Below are 21,860 nucleotides of genomic sequence, written 5' to 3' on the forward strand. Positions count from 1 at the left end.
ACACGGATCACATGCTTCACCTGCACACTTCGGTCGTCCGGCGGGCGCTGGCGATTGCCAGCCTTGCCCTGCCTCTCGCAGGGTTTGCCGCCTCGTCGGTATCTCCCGGCGTCTATCTCGACGACATGACGTCGCCGGAACTGCGCGACCGCATCGCGGCCGGCACCACGACGGCACTCGTGCCCATCGGCGGCACCGAGCAGAGCGGCCCGCACATCGTCCTCGGCAAGCACAACGTCCGCGCCCGCGTGCTGGCGGGACGCATCGCCGCGAAGCTCGGCGATGCCGTCGTCGCGCCCGTCGTCGCCTACGTGCCGGAAGGGGCGATCGCGCCGCCGGCCGCGCACATGCGCTTCGCCGGCACGATCTCGATCCCGGACGCCGCGTTCGAGGCGCTGCTGGAATCCACCGCGAAGAGCCTGTGCCAGCACGGTATGCGCGACGTGTTCTTCCTGGGCGACCACGGCGGCTATCAAACGAATGAAGCGAAGGCCGCCGCGCGGGTGAACCGCAGCGGCGGCTGCCGCGCCCATGCGCTGGGCGCCTATTACGACGCCGCCACGACCACGTTCAACGCCGACCTGAAACAGCGCGGCTTCACGGACGCCGAGATCGGCACGCACGCGGGCCTCGCGGACACGGCGCTGTCGCTGGCCGCCGACCCGGCGCTCGTGCGTCCCGCGCAGAGCGCGGCGGGCAGCCGCGGCGGCGTGCGCGCGGGCGTGCATGGCGATCCGACCCGTGCCACGGCGGACCTCGGCCGCATCGGCGTCGAACGCATCGTCGATGCGTCGGTCGCCGCGATCCGTGCCGCCCGCGAACCGATTCCGAATCCCTCCCATCGAAAGTAAAGAGCCATCGTGTCATCCAAAACCACCATCGGTGCCGTCCTGGCCCTGGCCGTCGTGGCCGGCGGCGTCGTCGCGTCGCGCTTCGTCGATGCGACCGCGCCCGCGTCCGTGCCCGCGCCGGCACACACCGCATCCACGGCCGTCGTGTCCGTGCCCGGCATGCCGCGCGTCGTCGATCCGGACAACGTCTACAGCGAGATCAGGCAGCTGAGCCCCGCCGTGAAAGGCGACCTGGAACGCGTGTACGTGCCGAACCTGCGTTCGAACGACGTCAGCGTCATCGATCCCGCGACGATGAAAGTCGTCGACCGCTTCAAGGTCGGCAAGAGCCCGCAGCACGTGATCCCGTCGTGGGACCTGCGCACGTTGTGGGTCGCGAACAATGCCGAGCGCACCGCCGAGGGCAGCCTCACGCCGATCGATCCGCGTACCGGCAAGCCCGGGGCGAACGTCCCGGTCGACGACCCGTACAACATGTACTTCACGCCGGACGGCAGGTCGGCCATCGTCGTGGCGGAAGCGCGCCACCGTCTCGACTTCCGCGACCCGCACACGATGGCGATGCAGTACGCGATCGAGGTGCCGAAGTGCGGCGGCATCAACCACGCGGAGTTCTCGATCGACGGCCGCTATGCGCTGTTCACGTGCGAATTCGACGGCAGCCTCGCGAAGATCGACCTCGTGGAGCGCAAGGTGCTCGGCTACCTGAAGCTGACGATGCCGTCCACGCGCTTCCGCGAAGGCGTCGACCCGACGGCGCCGGACGCCAGCGAGATCTGCACGTCGAAGAAGGGCATGCCGCAGGACATCCGCATTTCACCCGACGGCAAGCGCTTCTACATCGCCGACATGGACGCGGACGGCGTGCACGTGGTGGACGGCGACAACCTGAAGGAGATCGGCTTCGTCACCGTCGGCATCGGCACGCACGGCCTGTACCCGAGCCGCGACGGCAAATACCTGTACATCGCGAGCCGCGGCACGCACCGCATCCATGGCAAACCGAAAGGCAAGGGCAGCGTTGGCGTGCTGGACTTCGCCACCGGCAAGATCGTCGCGAACTGGCCGGTACCGGGCGGCGGCAGCCCGGACATGGGCAACGTCAGCGCGGACGGCAAGTGGTTGTGGCTGTCTGGCCGCTTCGACGACGTCGTCTACCGCATCGACACGAAGACGGGCGACATGCAGAAGGTGAAGGTCGGCGGCGAACCGCACGGCCTGACGGTCTGGCCGCAGCCGGGCCGCTACTCGCTGGGCCACACGGGCAACCTGCGCTGATCCGCTCATCGGCGGCAGCGCGCGCGGTCATGGTCGCCGCGCGCGCTGCGGCAGGTCAGGACTGGCGGCGCTTGCGTGCTGCTGCAAGGCCGGCGGCACCCAGGCCCAGCAGCATCAGCGACGCGGGTTCCGGCACCTGGCCGCCGGTGGCGTCGGCCTGGCGTTCCACCACGTTCGCCGTCAGGTTCAGCGTCAGGTTATAGCCCTTGCCCAGGCTGTCGGAAGCGAATGCGACGTCAGGATTCGCGTCGGCCAGGGTCAGCTTGTATGTCGCGGTGTTCTTGCCGAGCGTGGTGGCCAGGAACGACACCGTGTACCCGTTCGAGCCGCCTTGCGCCAGATTGTTGAACAGCGACAGGTCGGTCGAGAACACGTTGTTCGCGTCGGTTTCCGCCACGCCGGTCAGCTTCAGGCCCACACGGTCGGTGTCGGCCAGGTTCGCGATCGAGAAATCCTTGGCCTTCACCAGGTCATTAAGGTAGACGTCGCCGAAATCCAGCGTCAGCTCGGTCACCGCCGACTTGCCGTCGAACGACTGGGCAGCGTGCAGCAGGTAGGTGTAGGTGGCGCTCAGGTCGCCTTTCCAGTTGATCGTCGACGTGGTCGTGGCATCGGTGGCGAACTGGTTCGACGTCGTCTCGGCGACGTTCGAGACGGCCAGCAGGTCGGCAAGGAAGCTGCCGCTGCCGTTGCCGACGTAGGCGTTCAGCGAGTTGCTGCCCACCGTCGTGTTGTTGTTCACTTCCTTGTAGCTGACACCGTCGTTGCAGCCCGTCTTGATCTTGCCGGTGTAGCTGCAGCCATCCTGGAGATTGCTCTGCGAGGCCGACGCGCCGGTGACGCCGGTCGGGATGCCCAGGCTGATCGAGCTGCTGCCCTTGCCCGAAGCCGTATACGTACCGCTGTCGTTCGCATTCGTGCCGCCGTTGTTCACCGTGACGCTCGTCGTCTGCTTGTAGGTCGACGCCAGATTGACGGTGGCGCCCGTCAGCACGCCCTTGCTCTTGTCGAACAGGGCGACCGCGGCTTTCTGCTGGGCATCCATGTTCGTGTTCGCCGTGCCGCTGGTGCTGCCGTTCGTGCTCGCGGTCCTGGCGCCGAGTGTGTCGGAGACCGAGTTGTTCACGTCGAAGGCGACTTTATCGGTCGTCAACGTGAGGACGGACGCGTGCGCGAAGGTCGGGGCCAGTGCGATCGCGCTCACGGCGGCCAGGACTGCAGCATTCAGGGTAGTTTTCAGCATGTTGTTTCCTTTGAGTTGATCAAACGATGAGGAGGTGTTGTGACACTTCTGTTTTTCTCACCGTATTAACGCAAGGAACGTGCCAAAAACTATAACTATCTGTTCTTCAAGGAAATTTATTTTGAACAAAAATCAATGCCTGGGCGACATGTAAAGATTCTCGACATCAATAAAAGTTTCCTGCGGAAACATCGTGACATTGTGCGTTGTCTCAATGCAGATGCGCGGGCACATGCTGCGGCCGCGTGCCCGGCGGCCGCGCCTGGCGCGTGGCGGCGGCGACCTCCGTGCCGGCATCCCACGGCAGCGACAGCACGGCCTCCAGCGCATCGGCGACCTGGCGGCCCAGTCCCACGTCGCCGCCTTCGATCTGGGGCAGCGTGCGGTGCAGGGCGCACAGCAGCACGGCGTAGTCGGCCCGGCGCGGGTGCAGCGCGGCGTCGCCGAGGCGTTCCAGCAACGCTTCTTCGCGGCGGAAATCGGCTTCGACGGCCGCCACGACGGCCGGGAAATCCTGGACGAACACGTCGTCCGGCTGCGCCCGCAGGGCGGCGATGCGGGCGCGCAGGCGCGCCCGACTCGTTCGCAGGGCCGCGCATGCCGCGAGCGGATCGGCGTCGGGATGATGGAAATGCATGATCTACCTCACTCTCGTCGATGTTGACGAGCAGTTTCCGGGCGACGCGGGGTTTATTGTTTGATCTGCCTCAAAAGCCAGGGATTCCGTCTCCGGTAAATCGCCATCGCACCGTCTCAATGCGCGAGCAGTAGCGGCACGCGGGACTTTTCCAGCAGCTCGCGCGTGACCCCGCCGACCATCCCTTCGCGATAGCGGCTGTGGCCATACGCGCCCGTTACCATCAGGCCCGCGCCGCAGTCGCGCGCCAGGCCCAGCAACGCGGTGCCGACCGTGCTGCGCGTGCGTTCGACCACCACGTCCACCCGCGCGCCGTGGCGTGCCAGGTACAGCGCGATGTCGGCGCCCGGCTGTTCGCCGTGCAGGTCGCTCAAGGTGTCCGGGTTGACGAGGGCCAGGCGGACGCCGTCCGCGCGCACCAGCAGCGGCAGCGCCGCGATGATGGCGGCGATGGCCTGCATGCTGCCGTCCCATCCCACGACGGCCGTGCCGGGCAGGGGCTGGTCCGCGTCCTCCGGCGGCACCACCAGCACGGGACGGGCGCCGTGCAGCGCCACGTATTCCGGCAGGGCGCGGGCGCGCGCGGGCTGCGCGGGATCGGCCCGGCCAGGAGCGGCCCGGCCATCGCGGCTCAGCACGACGAGGTCCGCATAGCGCGACTGCAGCAGCAGGGCGTAGCGCGCTTCGTCCTCGACCATGCGGGTCTCGACGGAGGCCACGCCCAGGCGGCCGGCTGCGGCGTCGAACGCGTCCAGGCGCGCACGGGCGGCGGCGCGCAGGTTCTGGAAATCGGTACCTGCCGTCGTGGCGGCCACGGCCCCTGTGATGAGGGCGTAGTCGGGCCAGCCGATGCCGGTGTCGGCACTGCCGACGAGGTGGGCGTCGAAGGCGCTCGCAAGCGCGGCGGCGGCACGCAGGCGGCTGTCCTGCGCGGGGCCGCCGTCCACATGCATGAGAATGGTCTTGATCATCGCGTTGGTTCCGGCATGCGAATAGGGTATGCCATGGCGGCGCATGCGTTAGGAATTCATTTGATTTTTATCAAATCAAATGAGGATACAAAACTCGTCGGCATTTAAATTTTCACGACGCAATTATCGAAATTCGATAACTAGCGAATATATTTGGCGGAATATTTTTGTGTATAAATATATCCGTATATGCATCATATTTTCATGCATGAAGACTGTCATATGAAACTTTTTCGCACGCGCTTAACTGCTTGAATTGATGAGTAAATCCGGTGAATCTGGATTTATCGTCGCCTATCTTTGTATTTCATATCGTTGCGATAATTCTTTTCAGTAATTCGTTGTCCAGGCGCGACTCTTAGCGAACAATTTATCGATTTTAGCGATTTCCTGATAGGAAATATCCTACACTACGCGAATTCTCTTTTGCCGCCCGGAATTCACGTGAACCGCATTTATCGCATCGTTTGGAATGCAGCAAAAAACATTTGGCAAGTCGTGTCGGAACTCGGCGCCAAGCGGACCAAATCGTCGACCGGGCGCGCGCGCCGGCGCCGCCAGCTGGCGCTGATGGCGCTGGCTGCCGCCGCTGCGGCGGGCGCGCATGCTGCTGATCCATTGCCCACGGGTGGCCACGTCACGGCCGGGCAGGCGACGTTGAACTATGCGGGCAAGACGCTCACGGTCAACCAGGGCAGCAACAAGGCGGCCATCGACTGGGCCGGCTTTTCGGTCGGGCAGGGCCACACCGTGAACTTCGTCCAGCCCTCGGCCAACGCCGTCGCGCTGAACCGCGTGCTCGGCGCCGATGCGTCGATGATCCAGGGTGCCCTGAACGCCAACGGCCATGTGTTCCTGTTGAATCCGAACGGCGTGCTGTTCAGCCCGACGGCCCAGGTCAACGTGGGTGGCCTGCTTGCGTCCACGCTGGCGATGAGCAACGACGACTTCATGGCCGGACGCTACCACCTGCAAGGCACGAGCGCACAGGCCGTCGAGAACCAGGGTCAGCTGCGTGGCGGCAACGTCGCGCTGGTGGCGGCGCGCGTCGTCAACACGGGCGAGATCGCCGCCAAGGCAGGGACCAACAGCGGCAATGCACTGCTGGGCGCAGGCAGCGACGTCGTCGTCGACTTCGGCGGCCCCGTCAAGCTGCAGGTGCGGAAGGGCGCGCTGGATGCGCTCGTCGACAACGGCGGCGCGATCCGCGCGGACGGCGGTACGGTGCTGATGACGGCCAAGTCGGCCGGCGAACTGTCCGGCTCCGTCATCAACAACAGCGGCATCGTGCAGGCGCGCACGCTGGCGACGGGTGCGCAGGGCCAGATCCTGCTGCTGGGCGACATGCAGACCGGCTCCGCCAACGTGGGCGGCACCTTCGACGCGAGCGCACCGGCGGGCGGCAACGGCGGCAACATCGAGACGTCGGCCGCGTACGTGACCACGGCCCCGGGCCTCGCCGTCAACGCGGGCGCGGCTGCCGGCAAGGGCGGCGAATGGCTCGTCGACCCGTACGATTACACCATCAACGCGGCCGGCGCCACGACGATCTCGAATGCGCTGAACCAGGGCACGAGCGTGACGGTGACGACGCAGTCCAGCAACACCAGCTACGGCACGGTCGCCTCGGGCAGCGGCGACATCACCGTCGCCAGCCCGATCGCCAAGACGGGCGGCGCCGACGCGGCGCTCACCTTGCGCGCGGACCGCAACATCTTCGTCAACAGTGCGATCACGTCGACGAGTGGGAAACTGAACCTGACCTTGTCGTCGGCGAATGCGGCGGCCGCGACGACCGGCGGCGTGAACGTGGGTGCCAACCTGCTGTCGAACGGCGGCACGATCCTGATCGGCGGCGCCAGCGGCAGCGCATCCGGCGGCATCAACTTCGCCCGCAACGCCGACACCAGCTCGGCGGCTGTCACGATCGGCAACAACGTCGCCATCCGTTCGACCGGCGGCAACATCACCATCAACGGCAAGACGACCCTGGGCTCGAACAGCGGCAGCGTGGACGCCACCAAGGCCGGCATCTACATCAAGTCCGGCGCGACGATCCTCGCCGGCAGCGGCAACCTGATGATGACGGGCCAGAGCGATACCGGCGTCAAGGAGTTCGGCATCGGCTTCCAGGGCGGCTCGGGCACGTTGACGACCGTCGGCAGCGCGCCCGGCGCGGGCACGGTGCTGATCAACGCCGTCAATACCGCCACCGGCAACAACATCACGAACGACGACCGCGACGCGGGGGCGATCGGCATGGTCAACTACGGCAGCCGCGAACAGATCACGTTCCAGGGGCCGTCGGTCGCGGCCTGGCTCGTGTACATCAACGGCGCGCCGAAGCCGTCCGCCTACACGCAGGCGCCGCAGCTGTCCGGCTGCCTGAACCCGTATCCGAACTGCGGCTACCTCGTCGTCAGCGGCACCAACAACTCGTACCTGTACGCGTCCTACCAGGCCGTGGACATGTCGACCAATCCGATCTACGTGCTCGGCGCGAGCGGCGGCACCAAGGTCTACGACGGCACCACGCTCGCGACGGGCATGAGCTTCTCGTCGGTCGGCGGTCCCGCCGGGTTCACGGCGGCCAGCCTGTCGCCGGCGCCCGCGTTCAATACGAGCAGCAAGAACGTGGGCACGTATGGCACGCTGACGCCGGGCGCGACCAACCCGCGCAACGTCACGTCGGGCGGCACCACGTACGCCGTCGGCTATTTCTACAACGGGAACTACACGATCACGCCGAAATCGCTGACCCCGAGCGCATCGGACAAGGTGTACGACGGCACGGCGACCGCGGCCGTGTCCATGTCCGGCGTCATCGCCGGCGACAACGTCACGGCCAGCGGCACCGGCAGCTTCGGCTCGAAGAACGTGGGTACGTACTCGGTCAGCATCAGCAACATCGCGCTGGGCGGCACGGACGCGGCGAACTACACGCTGGCGGGGAACTCGGCCAGCGCGACGGCCAGCATCACGCAGCGCACGGTGACGCTCGGCGCGACCAAGACGTACGACGGCTCCGCGAACTTCTCGACCGTCACCCTCGGCAACCTCGTCGCGGGCGAAGACCTCGTCGCGTCCGGCATCACGGCCAACAGCGCCGACGTCGCGGACGCACAGTACGTCAGCGCGATCTCGCTGGCGAACGGCACCGCGGGCCTCGCGAACAACTACCGCCTGCCGGGCCTGAACGCGGCCGGCGCGGGCAACACGGCCACGATCACGCCGAAGGCGCTGACCCTCACGGGGCTGACGGCGTCCGACAAGGTTTACGACGGCACGACGACGGCCCAGCTGACGGGCGGCACGCTGTCCGGCCTCGTGGGCGGCGAGTCGCTGACCGTGTCGAACCTGACCGGCGCCTTCGCGGACAGGAATGTCGGTGCCGGCAAGGCCGTGGCGCTGGCCGGCGGTACCCTCGCCGACAATACGGGCCGTGCGTCGAACTACACGCTGGCGCAGCCGGCGGGCGTCACGGCATCCATCACGGCGAAAGCCTTGACCGTGTCGGGCATCACGGCATCCGACAAGACGTACGACGGCACGACCGCGGCCACGGTGTCCACGACCGGCGCAACCTTGCAGGGCCTCGTCGCGGGCGACACGGTCACCGTCGGCGCGACCGGCACGTTCGCCGACGCGGATGCCGGCACCGGCAAGACGGTCGCGCTGGCCAGCACGCACGGCGGCGCGGACGCGGGCAACTACACGATCACGGACCAGGCGTCCGCCATGGCCGCGATCACGCCCAAGGCGCTGACGATCACCGGCCTCGGTGCCGCGAACAAGACGTACGACGGCACGACGACGGCCACGCTGACGGGCGCCACGCTGTCCGGCCTCGTGGGCAGCGAAACGCTGGACCTGTCCGGCCTCGCCGGCGTGTTCGCGGACAAGAATGCCGGCACGGGCAAGACCGTGGCGGTGTCGGGCGGGACGCTCGCCGACGCCACGGGCCGCGCGGCCAACTACAGTCTCACCGTGCCCGCGAGCGTGATCGGCACGATCACGCCGAAGGCCCTGACCGCGTCCGGCATCACGGCATCCGACAAGATATACGACGGCACGACGGCCGCCACGGTGTCGGTCGCCGCGGCGACGCTGGGCGGTGCGATCGGCGGCGACGACGTCGGCCTGAGCGCGAGCGGCGCGTTCGCCGACAAGAACGCCGCTGCCGGCAAGACGGTGGCCTTGAACACGAGCCTGTCCGGACAGGATGCGGCCAACTACACGCTCGGCGGCCAGACGACGGCGCTGGCTGCCATCACGCCGAAGGCGCTGACGGTGTCCGGCATCACCGCATCCGACAAGACGTACGACGGCACGACGGCGGCGACCGTGTCCATGAGCGGTGCGACCCTGCAAGGTCTCGTCGCCGGCGACACGGTGACCGTCGGCGCGACCGGCACGTTCGCGGACGCCAACGCGGCCACGAACAAGACCGTGACGCTGGCGAGCACGCATGGCGGCGCGGACGCGGGCAACTACGCGATCACGGACCAGGCATCCACGACGGCCGCCATCACGCCGAAAGCGCTGACGCTCACGGGCCTCACGGCGTCGAACAAGGTCTACGACGGCACGACGGCGGCACAGCTGACGGGCGGCACGCTGTCCGGCACGGTCGGCAACGAGACGCTGAATCTTGGCAGCCTGACGGGCGCGTTCGCGGACAAGAACGTCGGCACGAACAAGGCGGTGACGGTGTCGGGCACGATCACGGACGGCACCGGCCTGGCATCGAACTATGCGATCGCCACGCCGGCGGGTCTGTCCGCTTCCATCAGCCCGAAGGCCTTGACGGTGTCCGGCATCACGGCATCCGACAAGATTTATGACGGCACGACGGCCGCCACGGTGTCGGTCGCCGCGGCGACGCTGGGCGGCGCGATCGGTGGCGACGACGTCGGCCTGAGCGCGAGCGGCGCATTCGCCGACAAGAACGCCGCCAGCGGCAAGACGGTGGCCTTGAACACGGGCCTGTCCGGCCAGGACGCGGCCAACTACACGCTCGGCGGGCAGACCAGTGCGACTGCCAGCATCACGCCGAAGGCGTTGACGGTGTCCGGCATCACGGCAGCAAGCAAGGCCTACGACGGCACGACGGCGGCCACGGTGTCCATGAGCGGCGCGACCCTGCAAGGTCTCGTCGCAGGCGACACGGTGACCGTCGGCGCGACCGGCACGTTCGCGGACGCCAACGCGGCCACGAACAAGACCGTGACGCTGGCGAGCACGCACGGCGGCGCGGACGCAGGCAACTACGCGATCACGGACCAGGGCTCCACCACGGCCGCCATCACGCCGAAAGCGCTGACCCTCACGGGCCTCACGGCGTCGAACAAGGTCTACGACGGCACGACGGCGGCCCAGCTGACGGGCGGCACGCTGTCCGGCATGGTCGGCAACGAGACGCTGAACGTCGGCGGCCTCACGGGCGCGTTCGCGGACAAGAACGTCGGCACGAACAAGGCGGTGACGGTGTCGGGCACCATCTCGGACGGCACCGGCCTGGCATCGAACTATGCGATCGCCACGCCGGCGGGTCTGTCCGCTTCCATCAGCCCGAAGGCCTTGACGGCGTCCGGCATCACGGCGTCAAGCAAGGTCTATGACGGCACGACGGCCGCCACGGTGTCGGTCGCGGCGGCGACGCTGGGCGGCGCGATCGGCGGCGACGACGTCGGCCTGAGCGCGAGCGGCGCGTTCGCCGACAAGAACGCCGCTACCGGCAAGACGGTGGCGCTGACGACGGGCCTGTCCGGCCAGGACGCGGCCAACTATACGCTCGGCGGTCAGACGACGGCGCTGGCTGCGATCACGCCCAAGGCGCTGACGGTGTCCGGCATCACGGCAGCAAGCAAGGCCTACGACGGCACGACGGCGGCCACGGTGTCCATGAGCGGCGCGACCCTGCAAGGTCTCGTGGCCGGCGACACGGTGACCGTGGGCGCGACCGGCACGTTCGCCGACGCCAATGCAGCGACGAACAAGACGGTGACGCTGGCGAGCACGCACGGCGGCGCGGATGCAGGCAACTACGCCATCACGGACCAGGCGTCCACGACGGCCGCCATCACGCCGAAAGCGCTGACGCTCACGGGCCTCACGGCGTCGAACAAGGTCTACGATGGCACGGCGGCGGCCCAGCTGACGGGCGGCACGCTGTCCGGCATGGTCGGCAACGAGACGCTGAATCTTGGCGGCCTGACGGGCGCGTTCACGGACAAGAACGCCGGCACGAACAAGGCGGTGACCGTGTCGGGCACCATCACGGACGGTACCGGCCTGGCATCCAACTATGCGATCGCCACGCCGGCGGGCCTGTCCGCTTCCATCACCCCGAAGGCCTTGACGGTGTCCGGCATCACGGCGTCAAGCAAGGTCTATGACGGCACGACGGCGGCCACGGTATCGACGGCGCAGGCGCAGTTGGCCGGCCTCGTGGCGGGCGACACCGTCACGGTGGGCGCGACCGGCGCCTTCGCCGACGCCAACGCCGGCAGCGGCAAGACGGTGACGCTCTCCAGCACGTACGGCGGCGCGGATGCGGGCAACTACGCGATCGCGGGCCAGGCGGCGACGCAGGCTGCGATCACGCCGAAGGCGCTGACGCTGGCGGGACTGTCCGCCGCGGACAAGACGTACGACGGCACGACGGCGGCCACGCTGGCCGGCGGCACGCTCGTCGGCCTCGTGGGCAGCGAAACGCTGGGCGTGACGGGCCTGACGGGCACCTTCGGGGACAAGAACGCGGGGACCGGCAAGACGGTCGCGATCGCCGGCGGCACGCTTGCCGACGGCACGGGCCGCGCATCGAACTACAGCCTGACGGCGCCGACCAGCGCCACCGCGTCGATCGCGGCCAGGGCGCTGACCGTGTCCGGCATCGCGGCGGCCGACAAGGCCTACGACGGCACCGCGGCGGCCACCGTCTCGACGGCGCACGCCCAACTGGCGGGCCTGGTCGGCAACGACGACGTCACCGTGAGCGCGACGGGAAGCTTCGCCGACGCCAACGCCGGTAGCGGCAAGACGGTGGCGCTGGCCACGTCGTTCGGCGGTGCGGATGCGGGCAACTACACGATCACCGGCCCAGCCGCGACGACGGCGAGCATCACGCCGAAGACCGTCACGCTGACGGGCCTGGCGGCCGCGAACAAGACGTACGACGGCACGACGGCGGCCACGCTGTCGGGCGGCACCCTCACGGGCCTCGTCGGCAGCGAGACGCTGGACCTGTCCGGGATGACCGGCACGTTCGCGGACAAGAACGCGGGCGCCAACAAGTCGGTTTCCGTGACGGGCGCGCCGGGGGACGGCACGGGCCGCGCCGCCAACTACAGCATCACCCTGCCGGCCAATCTCGTCGCCGCCATCACGCCGAAAGCGCTGACGCTGACGGGGCTCACGGCACAGGACAAGACCTACGACGGCACGACAGCCGCGACGCTTGCGGGCGGCACGCTGTCCGGCCTCGTGGGCACCGAAACGCTGGTGCTGTCGGGCCTGACGGGCACGTTCGCGGACAAGAACGCGGGCTCCGCCAAGGGCGTCACGGTCGGCGGCGGCGTGCTGGAAAACGGCACGGGCCGCGCGGCCAACTACAGCCTGGCGCTGCCGGGCGGCGTGACGGCGTCGATCGGCCGGAAGGCCGCCACCGTGGCGGGCATCACGGCGTCGGACAAAGTCTACGACGGCACGACGGCGGCCACGGTGGCGACGGGCGGCGCGGTCATCCAGGGCCTCGTCGCGGGCGACGACGTGCGCGTCGGCGCCACCGGCACGTTCGCGGACAAGAACGCGGGCAACGGCAAGACGGTGACCCTGGCGAACACGTTCGACGGTCTCGATGCCGGCAACTATGTGATCACGGGCCAGTCCACGTCCGTTGCCGCCATCACGCCGAAGGCATTGACGGTGTCCGGCATCACCGCGGACAACAAGACGTACGACGGCACGACGGCGGCCACGGTCAGCAGTGCCAACGCGACGCTGGCGGGCCTCGTGGCCGGCGACGCGGTGACGGTCGCGGCAACCGGCGCATTCGGCGACAAGAACGCAGGCAGCGGCAAGACCGTTGCGCTCACCGGCAGCATCGGCGGCGCGGACGCGGGCAACTACGCGGCCGAGATCCAGCGCGCGGCCACGGCGGACATCAACCGCAAGACGTTGACGGTGACCGGCGCGGCCGTCGCCCAGAAGACGGCGGACGGCACGGCGGCGGCAACCCTGACGGCACCGGGCACGCTCGAGGGGACCATCGCGGGCGACAACGTGGCCGTGAACGGCAACGCGGCGACCGCGCAGTTCGCGCAGGCGATGGCCGGCACCGGCATCGCCGTGGATGTGAACGGCCTCGCGCTGACGGGCGCGGACGCGGGCAACTACGCGTTCGACGGCCGCACGGCGACGACCGGCACCATCATCGCCACCGCGATACCGGTTCCGACGCCGACCCCGGTCCCTACGCCGACGCCGACGCCGACGCCGACGCCGACCCCGACGCCGACGCCCGAGCCGACCCCGGTCGTGGTGGTGCCGACGCCGGAACCGACGCCCGTCGTCGTGACGCCGGCCCCGGTGCCGGCCCCCGTGCCGGTCCCGACTCCGGCACCGGCTCCCGCGACCGCTTCGGTGGTAGCGGCCACGATCGCACCACAGTCGCTGGGTCTCGCGCCCGTGCTGCCGGCGCCGTCCGCCGGCGGCCTCGCTTACCTCGCGGTCCCGGAAACGGGCGCAGTAAGCGGTGGCGGCGCAGCGGCCGCGGACGGGCAGGGCGGCGATTCGACCGTCAGCGCGACCAACCGCCGCCAGTCGTCCAGCCAGGCGCTGACCGCGGGTCGCGACGTGAAATTCCTGAACGTGCTCGTCGTGTCCGGCGGCATCCGCATGCCGGCGGCCGGCAACGACCAGTCGGGCGGCAAGGACGCCACGAACCCGTAACGAACATGGACAACGCATGACTCATCACCTGAAACTCCTGCCGCTGGCCATGCTGGTCGCGGCATCCCTGCCGGCCCTGGCGCAACAGACGTCGCTGCAGGAAAACGCGCGGCAACTGCCGCAGCCCCGCACGGGCACCGTCCCCGCCGTGCAACCGACTCCTGCCGCGGCCCCCGTGCAGGCGGGCGGCCAGCAGGTGCTGCTGCGCCGCGTCGTCATCAGCGGCAATACGCGCATCGGCAGCGACGCGCTGCTGGCAGCCATCGGTCCCGTGGAAGGCAAGTCGTTCGACTTCGCCGGCCTCGCGGCCCTGGCCGCGCGCGTGACGGCGCACTACCAGCAGGCCGGCTACCCGTTCGCCCGCGCCTACCTGCCGCAGCAGGACTTGTCCAGCGGCGAGCTGCGCATCGAGGTGCTGGAAGGCCGCTATGGCAAGGTCGTCGCCCAGGGCGAACCGGCGTTCATCGGCGGCGCGCAGGGCTTCCTGTCCGCGCTGCCGCACGGCGACATCATCGAAAGCGGCCGCCTGGAACGCGTGACCTTGCTGCTGGACGACCAGCCGGGCGTGCGCACGGTGCCGCTCGTGCGGCCGGGCGAGGAAGTGGGCACCGGCGACCTGCTCGTCGACGTGAAGCGCGACCACCGCTACAAGGGCGAGGCGGGCCTGGACAACTACGGCACCCGCGCGACGGGGCGCATGCGTGCGCACGCGAGCGTCGACGTGGACAGCCCGTTCATGCTGGGCGACCAGATCGCCGCGCAGGCGCTGTACACGCAGGAGGGCATGTGGTTCGGCTCCCTGGCCTATTCGGCGCCGCTGGGCTACGGCGGCCTGCGCGGCCGTGCCAGCTACACGCATTCTTACTACGACCTCGCCGGCAGCTTTGCCGCGCTGGGCGCGCGCGGCACGGCCGACGTGGCCAGCGTGGGCCTGTCGTACCCGATCGTGCGTTCGCAGGTGCGCAACCTGACCCTGTCGGCCAGCGTCGACCACAAGCGCCTGCACGACCGCCAGGATGCCACGCTGACGAACACGCAGAAATCGAGCACCGTCGTCCCCGTGACGCTGTCGTTCGACGTGCGCGACCAGTTCCTCCACGCCGGCATCACGTTCGGCGCGCTGAGCTGGACCCGCGGCCAGCTGGGCATGAATGGCGACACGGAGGCGATCGATTCCGCCAGCGCCCGTTCGGCGGGCGGCTTCAACCGCTTCAACCTGGACCTGGCGCGCATCCAGTCGCTGAATGACCGCCTGGACGTGTACGCGCGGGTGTCGGCGCAGTGGACGGGCCATAACCTGGATTCGTCGGAGAAGCTGGGCCTGGGTGGCGTGAACGGCGTGCGCGCCTACCCGAACGGCGAAGGCTATGGCGACATGGGCTGGGTGGCGCAGACGGAAGTCCGCTATGCGGTCGGTGCCGTGGTGCCTTACCTGTTCTACGATGCGGGCCGCGTCACCTTGAACAAGTCGCCGTGGACCACGCTGGACAACCACCGTTCCCTGGGCGGCGGCGGTATCGGCGTGCGCTATGCGCGCGATGCGTGGGCGGCCGGCGTCACGGTGGCGTGGCGTTCGCACGGCGGCGCGTCGCAGACGGACGATGCCACGCATTCGCCGGCCGTGCTGGCGAACGTCGCCTATCGCTTCTGAGCACAGCCTTTAAGAATAGTTCACACCGGCGGAACGGCAAATTGATTCTGTCAATGTCGTACCGCCGCGCGATCGAAAAAATCATCGGCAGAGCGCGCCGCACAAGCATATGCTCGAATTGCATATACATATAGCGGAGACAAAGATGAAATTCGGAATCGCACCCGGCCGCGTAAAAGCTCACCTGCACCTGTCGCATATCCACCGCCCGCATTTCCACATGCCGCACATCCACCGCGACTGGCATGCGTTCGAGCCCGTCCTCCGTGTCGCGCAGATCATCCTGCTGGTCGTGCTGGCCCTGCCGTTCGCGCAGTTCGTCGCGAAGACGATCGTGTGGGCGTTCAGATCGCTGTTCGGGTGAATCGCTCGGCGAATCGATCAGCGAATTGAGCCGCACAAACGGCGCGGCTGCTTTAGCATGAACCGGATCTGACCACGATCCGGACCACCATGCCATTGCCTTCATTCTCTCGCCGCCGTTTCGCCTTCTCACTGCTGTCCTTCCCGCTCTGGAGCCATGCGGCGTCGGACGGCAAGCGCGTGTCCATCGCCGACACCGGTGCCGTCGCCGACGGCACCACGGTCAATACGCGCGCCATCCAGGCCGCCATCGACCGTCTGGCCGGGCAGGGTGGCGGCACGGTCGTCGTGCCCTCCGGCGTCTTCGTCAGCGGCGCGCTGTTCCTCAAGCCTCGCGTCCATCTGCACCTCGACCAGGGCGCCGTGCTGCGCTGCTCGACGGACATGCGCCACTTCCCCGTCCAGCGCACGCGCATCGAGGGCCACTTCGAAGAGCGGTTCAATCCGGGCCTGATCAATGCCTCGGGCTGCGACGGCTTGACGATCACGGGCGAGGGCACGCTCGACGGCGCCGGCCGCCCGATCTGGGACCAGTTCTGGAAACTGCGCAACGCGTCGAAGGAGAAGGGCAACTTCCGCAACCTGGACGTGCCGCGTGCCCGGCTGGCCGTCATCGAAGGCTCGCGCGGTGTGACCATCGACGGCATCACGTTCAAGGATTCACAGTTCTGGAACCTGCACCTGTACCGCTGCCGCGACGTGGTCGTCAGGAACGCGGCCTTCGAGGTGCCGGACGATTACGTGCAGGCCCCCAGCACGGACGGCATCGACATCGACAGTTGCCAGGACGTGCTCGTCGACGGCTGCCGTTTTTCCGTGACGGACGACTGCATCGCCGCGAAGGGTACGAAGGGTCCGCACGCGCTCGAGGACAAGGACAGCCCGCCGACGGAACGCATCCGCGTGCGCAACTGCACGTTCCGGCGCGGCCATGCGCTGTTCACGTGCGGGAGCGAGGCGACCGTCGTGCGTGACGTCGTCGTCGAGCGTTGCCGCGTGCAGGACGTGGGCGCCATCGCGCACCTGAAGCTGCGGCCGGACACGCCGCAGCGCTACGAGGACATTACGTTCCGCGACCTCGTGCTGGAGTCAAGCAAGGGCGAGATCGTGGCGATCCGGCCGTGGAGCCAGTACTTCGACCTGAAAGGCGAGGCGCCGCCGCGCTCGAGCGTGCGGGGCCTCGTGCTGGACGGCCTGCGCGGCCGCTTCGGCGCCTTCGGCATCGTGGCGCCGAACCCGGGGCAGACCGACATCGGCGGGCTCGTGCTGCGGAACATGGATCTGCAACTAACCGACGAGCGGCTGCAGGTGAAAGACGCGGGCAAGCCGGTGGTGGAGAACGTCGTGGTCAACGGCAAGCCCTACGTCGTGTAAGGCTTGCCGGTTCGTCGGTCAGCGCACGAGGCAGGGGCGCTTGTTGTCGAACTTCCAGCCGGGGATCAGGAATTGCATCGCAACGGCATCGTCGCGTGCGCCCAGGCCCATGTTCTTATACGCCTGGTGCGCTTTTTCCAGTTCAAGCTCGTCCAGCTCGATGCCGAGGCCCGGTTTGGCCGGAACGTGCACGAGGCCGCCCTCGATCTTCAGGGGTTCCTTCGTCAGGCGCTGGCCGTCCTGCCAGATCCAGTGCGTGTCGATCGCCGTGACCTTGCCCGGCGCCGCCGCGCCCACGTGCGTGAACATGGCGAGCGAGATGTCGAAGTGGTTGTTCGAGTGCGAGCCCCACGTCAGGCCGAACATCTGGCACAACTGCGCCACGCGCACGGAGCCCTGCATCGTCCAGAAGTGCGGGTCGGCGAGCGGGATGTCGACGGATTGCAGCTGGATCGAGTGGGCCATCTGGCGCCAGTCCGTGGCGATCATGTTGGTCGCCGTCGGCAGGCCGGTGGCACGGCGGAATTCGGCCATCACTTCGCGCCCCGAGAAACCGTTCTCGGCGCCGCACGGGTCTTCCGCGTACGCGAGGATGCCGTGCTTGTCGCGGCACACGCGGATCGCTTCCGCCAGCGACCACGCGCCGTTCGGGTCCAACGTGATGCGCGCATCCGGGAAGCGCTCGTGCATCGCGACGATCGCATCCATCTCGTCGTCGGCCGACAGCACGCCGCCCTTCAGCTTGAAGTCGTTGAAGCCGTAGCGGTCGCGCGCGGCCTCGCACAGGCGCACGATGGCGTCCGGCGTCAGCGCCTGCTCGTTACGCAGGCGGAACCAGTCGTTGTCCGCATCCGGCTCGCCGCGGTACGCGAGGTCCGTCTTTTTGCGGTCGCCCACGTAGAACAGGTAGCCCAGCATCTCGACGGCGTTGCGCTGCATGCCTTCGCCCAGCAGCGCGGCGACGGGCACGCCCATGAACTGCCCGAGCAGGTCGAGCAGGGCGGATTCCACGGCCGTGACGGCGTGGATCGTCGTGCGCAGGTCGAACGTCTGCTGGCCGCGGCCGCCCGCGTCGCGGTCGGCGAAGGCGGCGCGCATGGCGTTCAGGACGTTGTTGTACTCGCCCAGCGTCTTGCCGACGACGAGGGGGCGCGCGTCTTCGATGGTCTGGCGGATCTTTTCGCCTCCCGGCACCTCGCCGAGGCCCGTATTGCCCGCGCTGTCCTTGAGGATGACGATATTGCGGGTGAACCAGGGGCCGTGCGCGCCGGACAGGTTCAGCAGCATGCTGTCTTGGCCGGCGACGGGGACGACGCGCAGTTCGGTGACGACGGGGGCGCTGGTAACGATGGTGGTCATGTTGGCTGTATCGGTAAGGAACAAATCGTTCCCCATGATATCGTTACATCAATTCACCAGCAAACCAAATTAGGATGGCAATCATCCAAAAATTGAATTCATCAGGTCCGGAATGTCGGCAGTACTTCGTCCAGGAAGAGCTGCAGTACCGGGTTGTCATGGTTGCGGCGATAGGTGCACACCGTGTCGACGGGCTCTGTGGCGATCCGGCGCATGACGACGCCGTCGAATTTCAGCCGGGCCGCGCCTTCCGCGATGAGGGCGGCGCCGATCCCCGCGCGCACCAGCGCCAGCATCGTGTGCACCTGGCCGATGTGCTCTACGACCTCCGGCACCACGTCCGCGCGGGCGAAGCGCTCGCTCAGCATCTGGTAGAACGGCCGCGCCTCGTACGGCGAATACATGACGAACGGGCGGCCGTGCAGGTCGGCCAGGGTCGGTTCGAGAGGCCATAGGTCGGCGTCGCTGTCGGGGATGGCCAGCATCAGGGCTTCCGTCGCGATCAACTGGCTGTCCAGGTCGCCGCTGACGGGGTGCGGACGCATCAGGCCCAGGTCAAGCTCGCCCGCGTTCAGTGCTTCCACCTGCATGGTGCTGACGAGTTCCTTCAACGTCAGCGACACGCCCGGCGAGCGCTCGCGCAGGCGCCGCACGACTTCCGGCAGCAGGCTGTAGCCGGACGCCGACGTGAAGCCGATGGCGAGGATGCCCTGTTCGCCCTTCGCGGCGCGGCGGGCGGCAAACATCGCTTCCTCCGCGATCCTGAGAATGCGCGCCGCTTCCGGGAAAAAGGCCTTGCCGGCGGCCGTCAGCCTCACCGTGCGGCTGTTGCGCTCGAGGAGCTGGGCGCCGACATGGTGTTCCAGCAGGCGGATCTGGCGGCTCAGCGGGGGCTGCGTCATGTTCAGGCGCTCCGCTGCGCGGCTGAAATGCAATTCCTCGGCGACGGCGACGAAGCAGCGGAGCTGGCTGATCTCGAACATGGGTCTCCTGGGCGATGGTTGGCGGCGACCGCAATTATGACCGATGTGTAATCGATGCGCGCCCCTCCGGTAGCCCGTGGTATCGTCGTGCCGGATCCAGGACGTGCACAGGAGGGGACAATGGGTTTCGACCAGCGCATCGCCATCGTCACCGGCGCATCCGGCGGCATCGGCCGGGCCACCGTGCGGCGCCTGCTGCAGGACGGGGCCGGCGTGATGCTCGCGGGCCTGCACCTGGACCGTTTGGACGCCGTCCGCGCGGACCTGGGCAAGGAGTTCGATCCCGCCCGCATGGCCACCATCGCCTGCGACGTGTCGCGCGAGGACCAGGTCGTCGCCGCCGTGGATGCCACGATCCGCCAGCTCGGCGGCTGGGACTATGTCGTCAACAACGCGGGCACGATGCTGTTCAAGAAAATTGAAGAACAGACGGAGCAGGACTGGCGCGGCATCCTCGACGTCGACCTGCTGGGCGCCTTCTTCTTCACCAAGCAGGCCTTCCTGCGCATGCGCCGGGGCGGGGCCATCGTCAACGTCTCCAGCGTGCATGCAGTGGAAACCGAGCCCCTCGTCGCGCCGTATGCGGCCGCGAAGGCGGCGCTGCTGTCGCTCACGCGCTCGGCGGCGCTGGAGGGCAAGGCGAAAGGCATCCGCGTGAATGCCGTGCTGCCCGGCGCCGTCGACACGCCCATGTTGTGGGATAACCCGAACGTGAAGGCGGGCGTCGAAGTCATCGACAAGGCCGACGTGGGCGCGCCCGAGGACCTCGCCGCCGCCATCGCGTTCCTGCTCACCGACGAGGCCCGCTTCGTCGACGGCGCGTCGCTGCGGGTCGATGGCGCGCGCCTCGCGCGGTTGTAGCCGCGCCGCCGGTATCAGTGCCAGCGCACCGGCATCAGCATCTTCGACCGGAACCAGCGCGCCAGCAGGTTGCCGCACATCCGCACCAGGCCGAGGTGTCCCATCACGTGGCGCTGGTAGGTGAGGCCGTACATCGCCAGCGCGAACGGCCCCTTGACGTGCAGGTGGCGCTGGCCGATCGCGCGGCGCAGGATGCCCACCGCGCCCGCCTGTCCCAGCGACACGAGCGTGCCGTAGTCGCGGTACTGGAAGCCCGGCAGCGCGTCCGGCGCCTTGTGCGTCAGCAGCGTCGCCAGGTAGATGGCCTGCTGGCGCGCGGCCTGGGCGCTGGGCGGCGCCATCGCCGTCTTGTCCGGATTGAGCAGCGTGCAGCAATCGCCCATCGCGTGGATCTCCGGATCCGTCACGCTCGCCAGGTGCCCATCCACGACCACCTGGTCGTTGCGGTTCAGCGCCACGTTCAGGCCCGTGCTGAAGCGCGGCCCCTTCACGCCGGCGGCCCACACGGTGATCGCTGCGGGGAACACGCGGCCGTCCGTCGTGATGACCTCGTCCTCGCGCACCTCGGCGATCGCCGTGTCGGTGCAGATCTCGATGCCCATCGCGCGCAGCTTGCGCACGGCCAGGCCCGAGGCTTCGGCATCCAGCGACGGCAGCACCTGCGGCCCGCGCTCGACGATGCGGATGTGCACCTGGTGCGGCGATTCGAGTCCCGCGAGGCCGTAGTGGGCCAGCGTGTCGACCGTGTGGCGCAGGTCGGCCGCCAGTTCGATGCCGGTCGGGCCGGCGCCCACGATGACGATGTCCAGCAGCGGCGCGCCGGCATCCGTGCGGGCATTGCGGCGCCGTCCCGCCTGGGCGCACAGGCCGAGGAAGCGCTGGCGGAACGCTTCGGCGCCTGTCACGCTGTCGAGCGCCAGGCAGTGTTCCTGCGCGCCGGGGATGCCGAAGAAGTTCGTGACGGAGCCGTAGGCCAGCACGAGCCGTTCGTAATCGATGACGGTGTGCGCATCCGGCGCGTCGTCGAAACGGCTGCGGACGGTAAGCGTGCGGCGGGTGCGGTCGACGTCGATCACTTCGCCGCAGACGAACGTGAAGTGGTTGTCGATGGCCTGGCGCGCATAGTCGATCATGTGGTCGGCCGGGTCAATGGTACCGGCGGCGACGGCGTGCAGCAGGGGCTTCCAGAAGTGGGTCGGTGCGCTGTCGATGAGGATCACGCGTTCCCGGTGGCGGGCGCCGAGTCGGCGTCCCAGGCGGGTGGCAAGTTCGAGGCCGGCGACGCCGCCTCCGACGATGACGATGGACTGCATGGTGTGCTCCCTTCTTTTTTCGAA

13 protein-coding genes are annotated in these 21,860 nt (G+C 68.3%); 7 read left to right on the top strand and 6 right to left on the bottom strand.

Annotation, left to right across the window (positions count from 1 at the left end):
- Positions 1-11 precede the first annotated feature (11 nt).
- Together P0M04_RS22935 and P0M04_RS22940 are read left to right on the top strand one after the other, a co-directional pair.
- Positions 12-851, top strand: a complete 840-nt coding sequence (locus P0M04_RS22935) for a creatininase family protein (protein WP_259449472.1) — start codon at positions 12-14, stop codon at positions 849-851.
- A 159-nt stretch (positions 852-1,010) separates the two neighbouring features.
- The gene (locus P0M04_RS22940) at positions 1,011-2,129 is read left to right on the top strand and encodes a YncE family protein (protein WP_259449653.1); all 1,119 of its coding nucleotides are present in this window, start codon (positions 1,011-1,013) and stop codon (positions 2,127-2,129) included.
- Positions 2,130-2,184: 55 nt separating this feature from the next.
- Here the strand turns inward: P0M04_RS22940 and P0M04_RS22945 are convergent, their stop codons facing one another.
- From P0M04_RS22945 to P0M04_RS22955, 3 genes are all read right to left on the bottom strand, one after another.
- Positions 2,185-3,372 carry a PEP-CTERM sorting domain-containing protein gene (locus tag P0M04_RS22945; RefSeq protein WP_259449471.1) on the bottom strand — a complete coding sequence of 396 codons (1,188 nt, stop codon included), beginning with the start codon at positions 3,370-3,372 and terminating at the stop codon, positions 2,185-2,187.
- Positions 3,373-3,583: 211 nt separating this feature from the next.
- Positions 3,584-4,009 carry a hypothetical protein gene (locus P0M04_RS22950; RefSeq protein WP_259449470.1) on the bottom strand — a complete coding sequence of 142 codons (426 nt, stop codon included), beginning with the start codon at positions 4,007-4,009 and terminating at the stop codon, positions 3,584-3,586.
- 116 nt (positions 4,010-4,125) lie between these two features.
- A complete protein-coding gene (locus P0M04_RS22955; protein WP_259449469.1) occupies positions 4,126-4,980 on the bottom strand; it encodes a universal stress protein in 855 nt (284 codons plus the stop codon).
- A gap of 444 nt (positions 4,981-5,424) precedes the next feature.
- Between P0M04_RS22955 and P0M04_RS22960 the strand changes: the two genes are divergently transcribed.
- The 4 genes from P0M04_RS22960 to P0M04_RS22975 all read left to right on the top strand — a co-directional run bounded on the left by P0M04_RS22960 (position 5,425) and on the right by P0M04_RS22975 (position 17,320).
- Positions 5,425-13,932: a YDG domain-containing protein gene (locus P0M04_RS22960; RefSeq protein WP_259449468.1), complete on the top strand. Its 8,508-nt coding sequence runs from the start codon at positions 5,425-5,427 to the stop codon at positions 13,930-13,932.
- Between the two features lie 16 nt (positions 13,933-13,948).
- Positions 13,949-15,583 (top strand): ShlB/FhaC/HecB family hemolysin secretion/activation protein, encoded by a 1,635-nt coding sequence (locus tag P0M04_RS22965; protein ID WP_259449467.1) that lies wholly within the window; start codon positions 13,949-13,951, stop codon positions 15,581-15,583.
- A 145-nt stretch (positions 15,584-15,728) separates the two neighbouring features.
- Positions 15,729-15,947, top strand: coding sequence for a hypothetical protein (locus P0M04_RS22970; RefSeq protein ID WP_259449466.1), 219 nt, complete (start codon positions 15,729-15,731; stop codon positions 15,945-15,947).
- A gap of 89 nt (positions 15,948-16,036) precedes the next feature.
- Entirely contained in the window at positions 16,037-17,320 is a 1,284-nt protein-coding gene (locus P0M04_RS22975; RefSeq protein ID WP_259449465.1) for a glycoside hydrolase family 28 protein, read from the top strand.
- An 18-nt stretch (positions 17,321-17,338) separates the two neighbouring features.
- Here the strand turns inward: P0M04_RS22975 and gudD are convergent, their stop codons facing one another.
- Entirely contained in the window at positions 17,339-18,679 is a 1,341-nt protein-coding gene (gudD, locus tag P0M04_RS22980; protein WP_259449464.1) for a glucarate dehydratase, read from the bottom strand.
- A gap of 101 nt (positions 18,680-18,780) precedes the next feature.
- Positions 18,781-19,662 (bottom strand): LysR family transcriptional regulator, encoded by an 882-nt coding sequence (locus P0M04_RS22985; RefSeq protein WP_259449463.1) that lies wholly within the window; start codon positions 19,660-19,662, stop codon positions 18,781-18,783.
- 120 nt (positions 19,663-19,782) lie between these two features.
- Between P0M04_RS22985 and P0M04_RS22990 the strand changes: the two genes are divergently transcribed.
- On the top strand, positions 19,783-20,523 hold the full coding sequence (locus P0M04_RS22990; protein WP_259449462.1) for an SDR family NAD(P)-dependent oxidoreductase: 741 nt from the start codon (positions 19,783-19,785) through the stop codon (positions 20,521-20,523).
- A gap of 14 nt (positions 20,524-20,537) precedes the next feature.
- On the opposite strand, the gene P0M04_RS22995 is transcribed toward P0M04_RS22990, so the two are convergent.
- On the bottom strand, positions 20,538-21,836 hold the full coding sequence (locus P0M04_RS22995) for an NAD(P)/FAD-dependent oxidoreductase (protein WP_259449461.1): 1,299 nt from the start codon (positions 21,834-21,836) through the stop codon (positions 20,538-20,540).
- Between the last annotated feature and the right edge of the window lie 24 nt (positions 21,837-21,860).

This window comes from Telluria mixta (genome assembly GCF_029223865.1).
GTDB classification, from domain to species: domain Bacteria; phylum Pseudomonadota; class Gammaproteobacteria; order Burkholderiales; family Burkholderiaceae_D; genus Telluria; species Telluria mixta.

What these genes read in the sequence shown, in the direction of transcription:
- P0M04_RS22935 (WP_259449472.1), top strand. Translation starts at nt 12, where the DNA reads ATGCTTCACCTGCACACTTCGGTCGTCCGGCGGGCGCTGGCGATTGCC.
- P0M04_RS22940 (WP_259449653.1), top strand. Translation starts at nt 1,011, where the DNA reads ATGCCGCGCGTCGTCGATCCGGACAACGTCTACAGCGAGATCAGGCAG.
- P0M04_RS22945 (WP_259449471.1), bottom strand. Translation starts at nt 3,372, where the DNA reads ATGCTGAAAACTACCCTGAATGCTGCAGTCCTGGCCGCCGTGAGCGCG.
- P0M04_RS22950 (WP_259449470.1), bottom strand. Translation starts at nt 4,009, where the DNA reads ATGCATTTCCATCATCCCGACGCCGATCCGCTCGCGGCATGCGCGGCC.
- P0M04_RS22955 (WP_259449469.1), bottom strand. Translation starts at nt 4,980, where the DNA reads ATGATCAAGACCATTCTCATGCATGTGGACGGCGGCCCCGCGCAGGAC.
- P0M04_RS22965 (WP_259449467.1), top strand. Translation starts at nt 13,949, where the DNA reads ATGACTCATCACCTGAAACTCCTGCCGCTGGCCATGCTGGTCGCGGCA.
- P0M04_RS22970 (WP_259449466.1), top strand. Translation starts at nt 15,729, where the DNA reads ATGAAATTCGGAATCGCACCCGGCCGCGTAAAAGCTCACCTGCACCTG.
- P0M04_RS22975 (WP_259449465.1), top strand. Translation starts at nt 16,037, where the DNA reads ATGCCATTGCCTTCATTCTCTCGCCGCCGTTTCGCCTTCTCACTGCTG.
- gudD (WP_259449464.1), bottom strand. Translation starts at nt 18,679, where the DNA reads ATGACCACCATCGTTACCAGCGCCCCCGTCGTCACCGAACTGCGCGTC.
- P0M04_RS22985 (WP_259449463.1), bottom strand. Translation starts at nt 19,662, where the DNA reads ATGTTCGAGATCAGCCAGCTCCGCTGCTTCGTCGCCGTCGCCGAGGAA.
- P0M04_RS22990 (WP_259449462.1), top strand. Translation starts at nt 19,783, where the DNA reads ATGGGTTTCGACCAGCGCATCGCCATCGTCACCGGCGCATCCGGCGGC.
- P0M04_RS22995 (WP_259449461.1), bottom strand. Translation starts at nt 21,836, where the DNA reads ATGCAGTCCATCGTCATCGTCGGAGGCGGCGTCGCCGGCCTCGAACTT.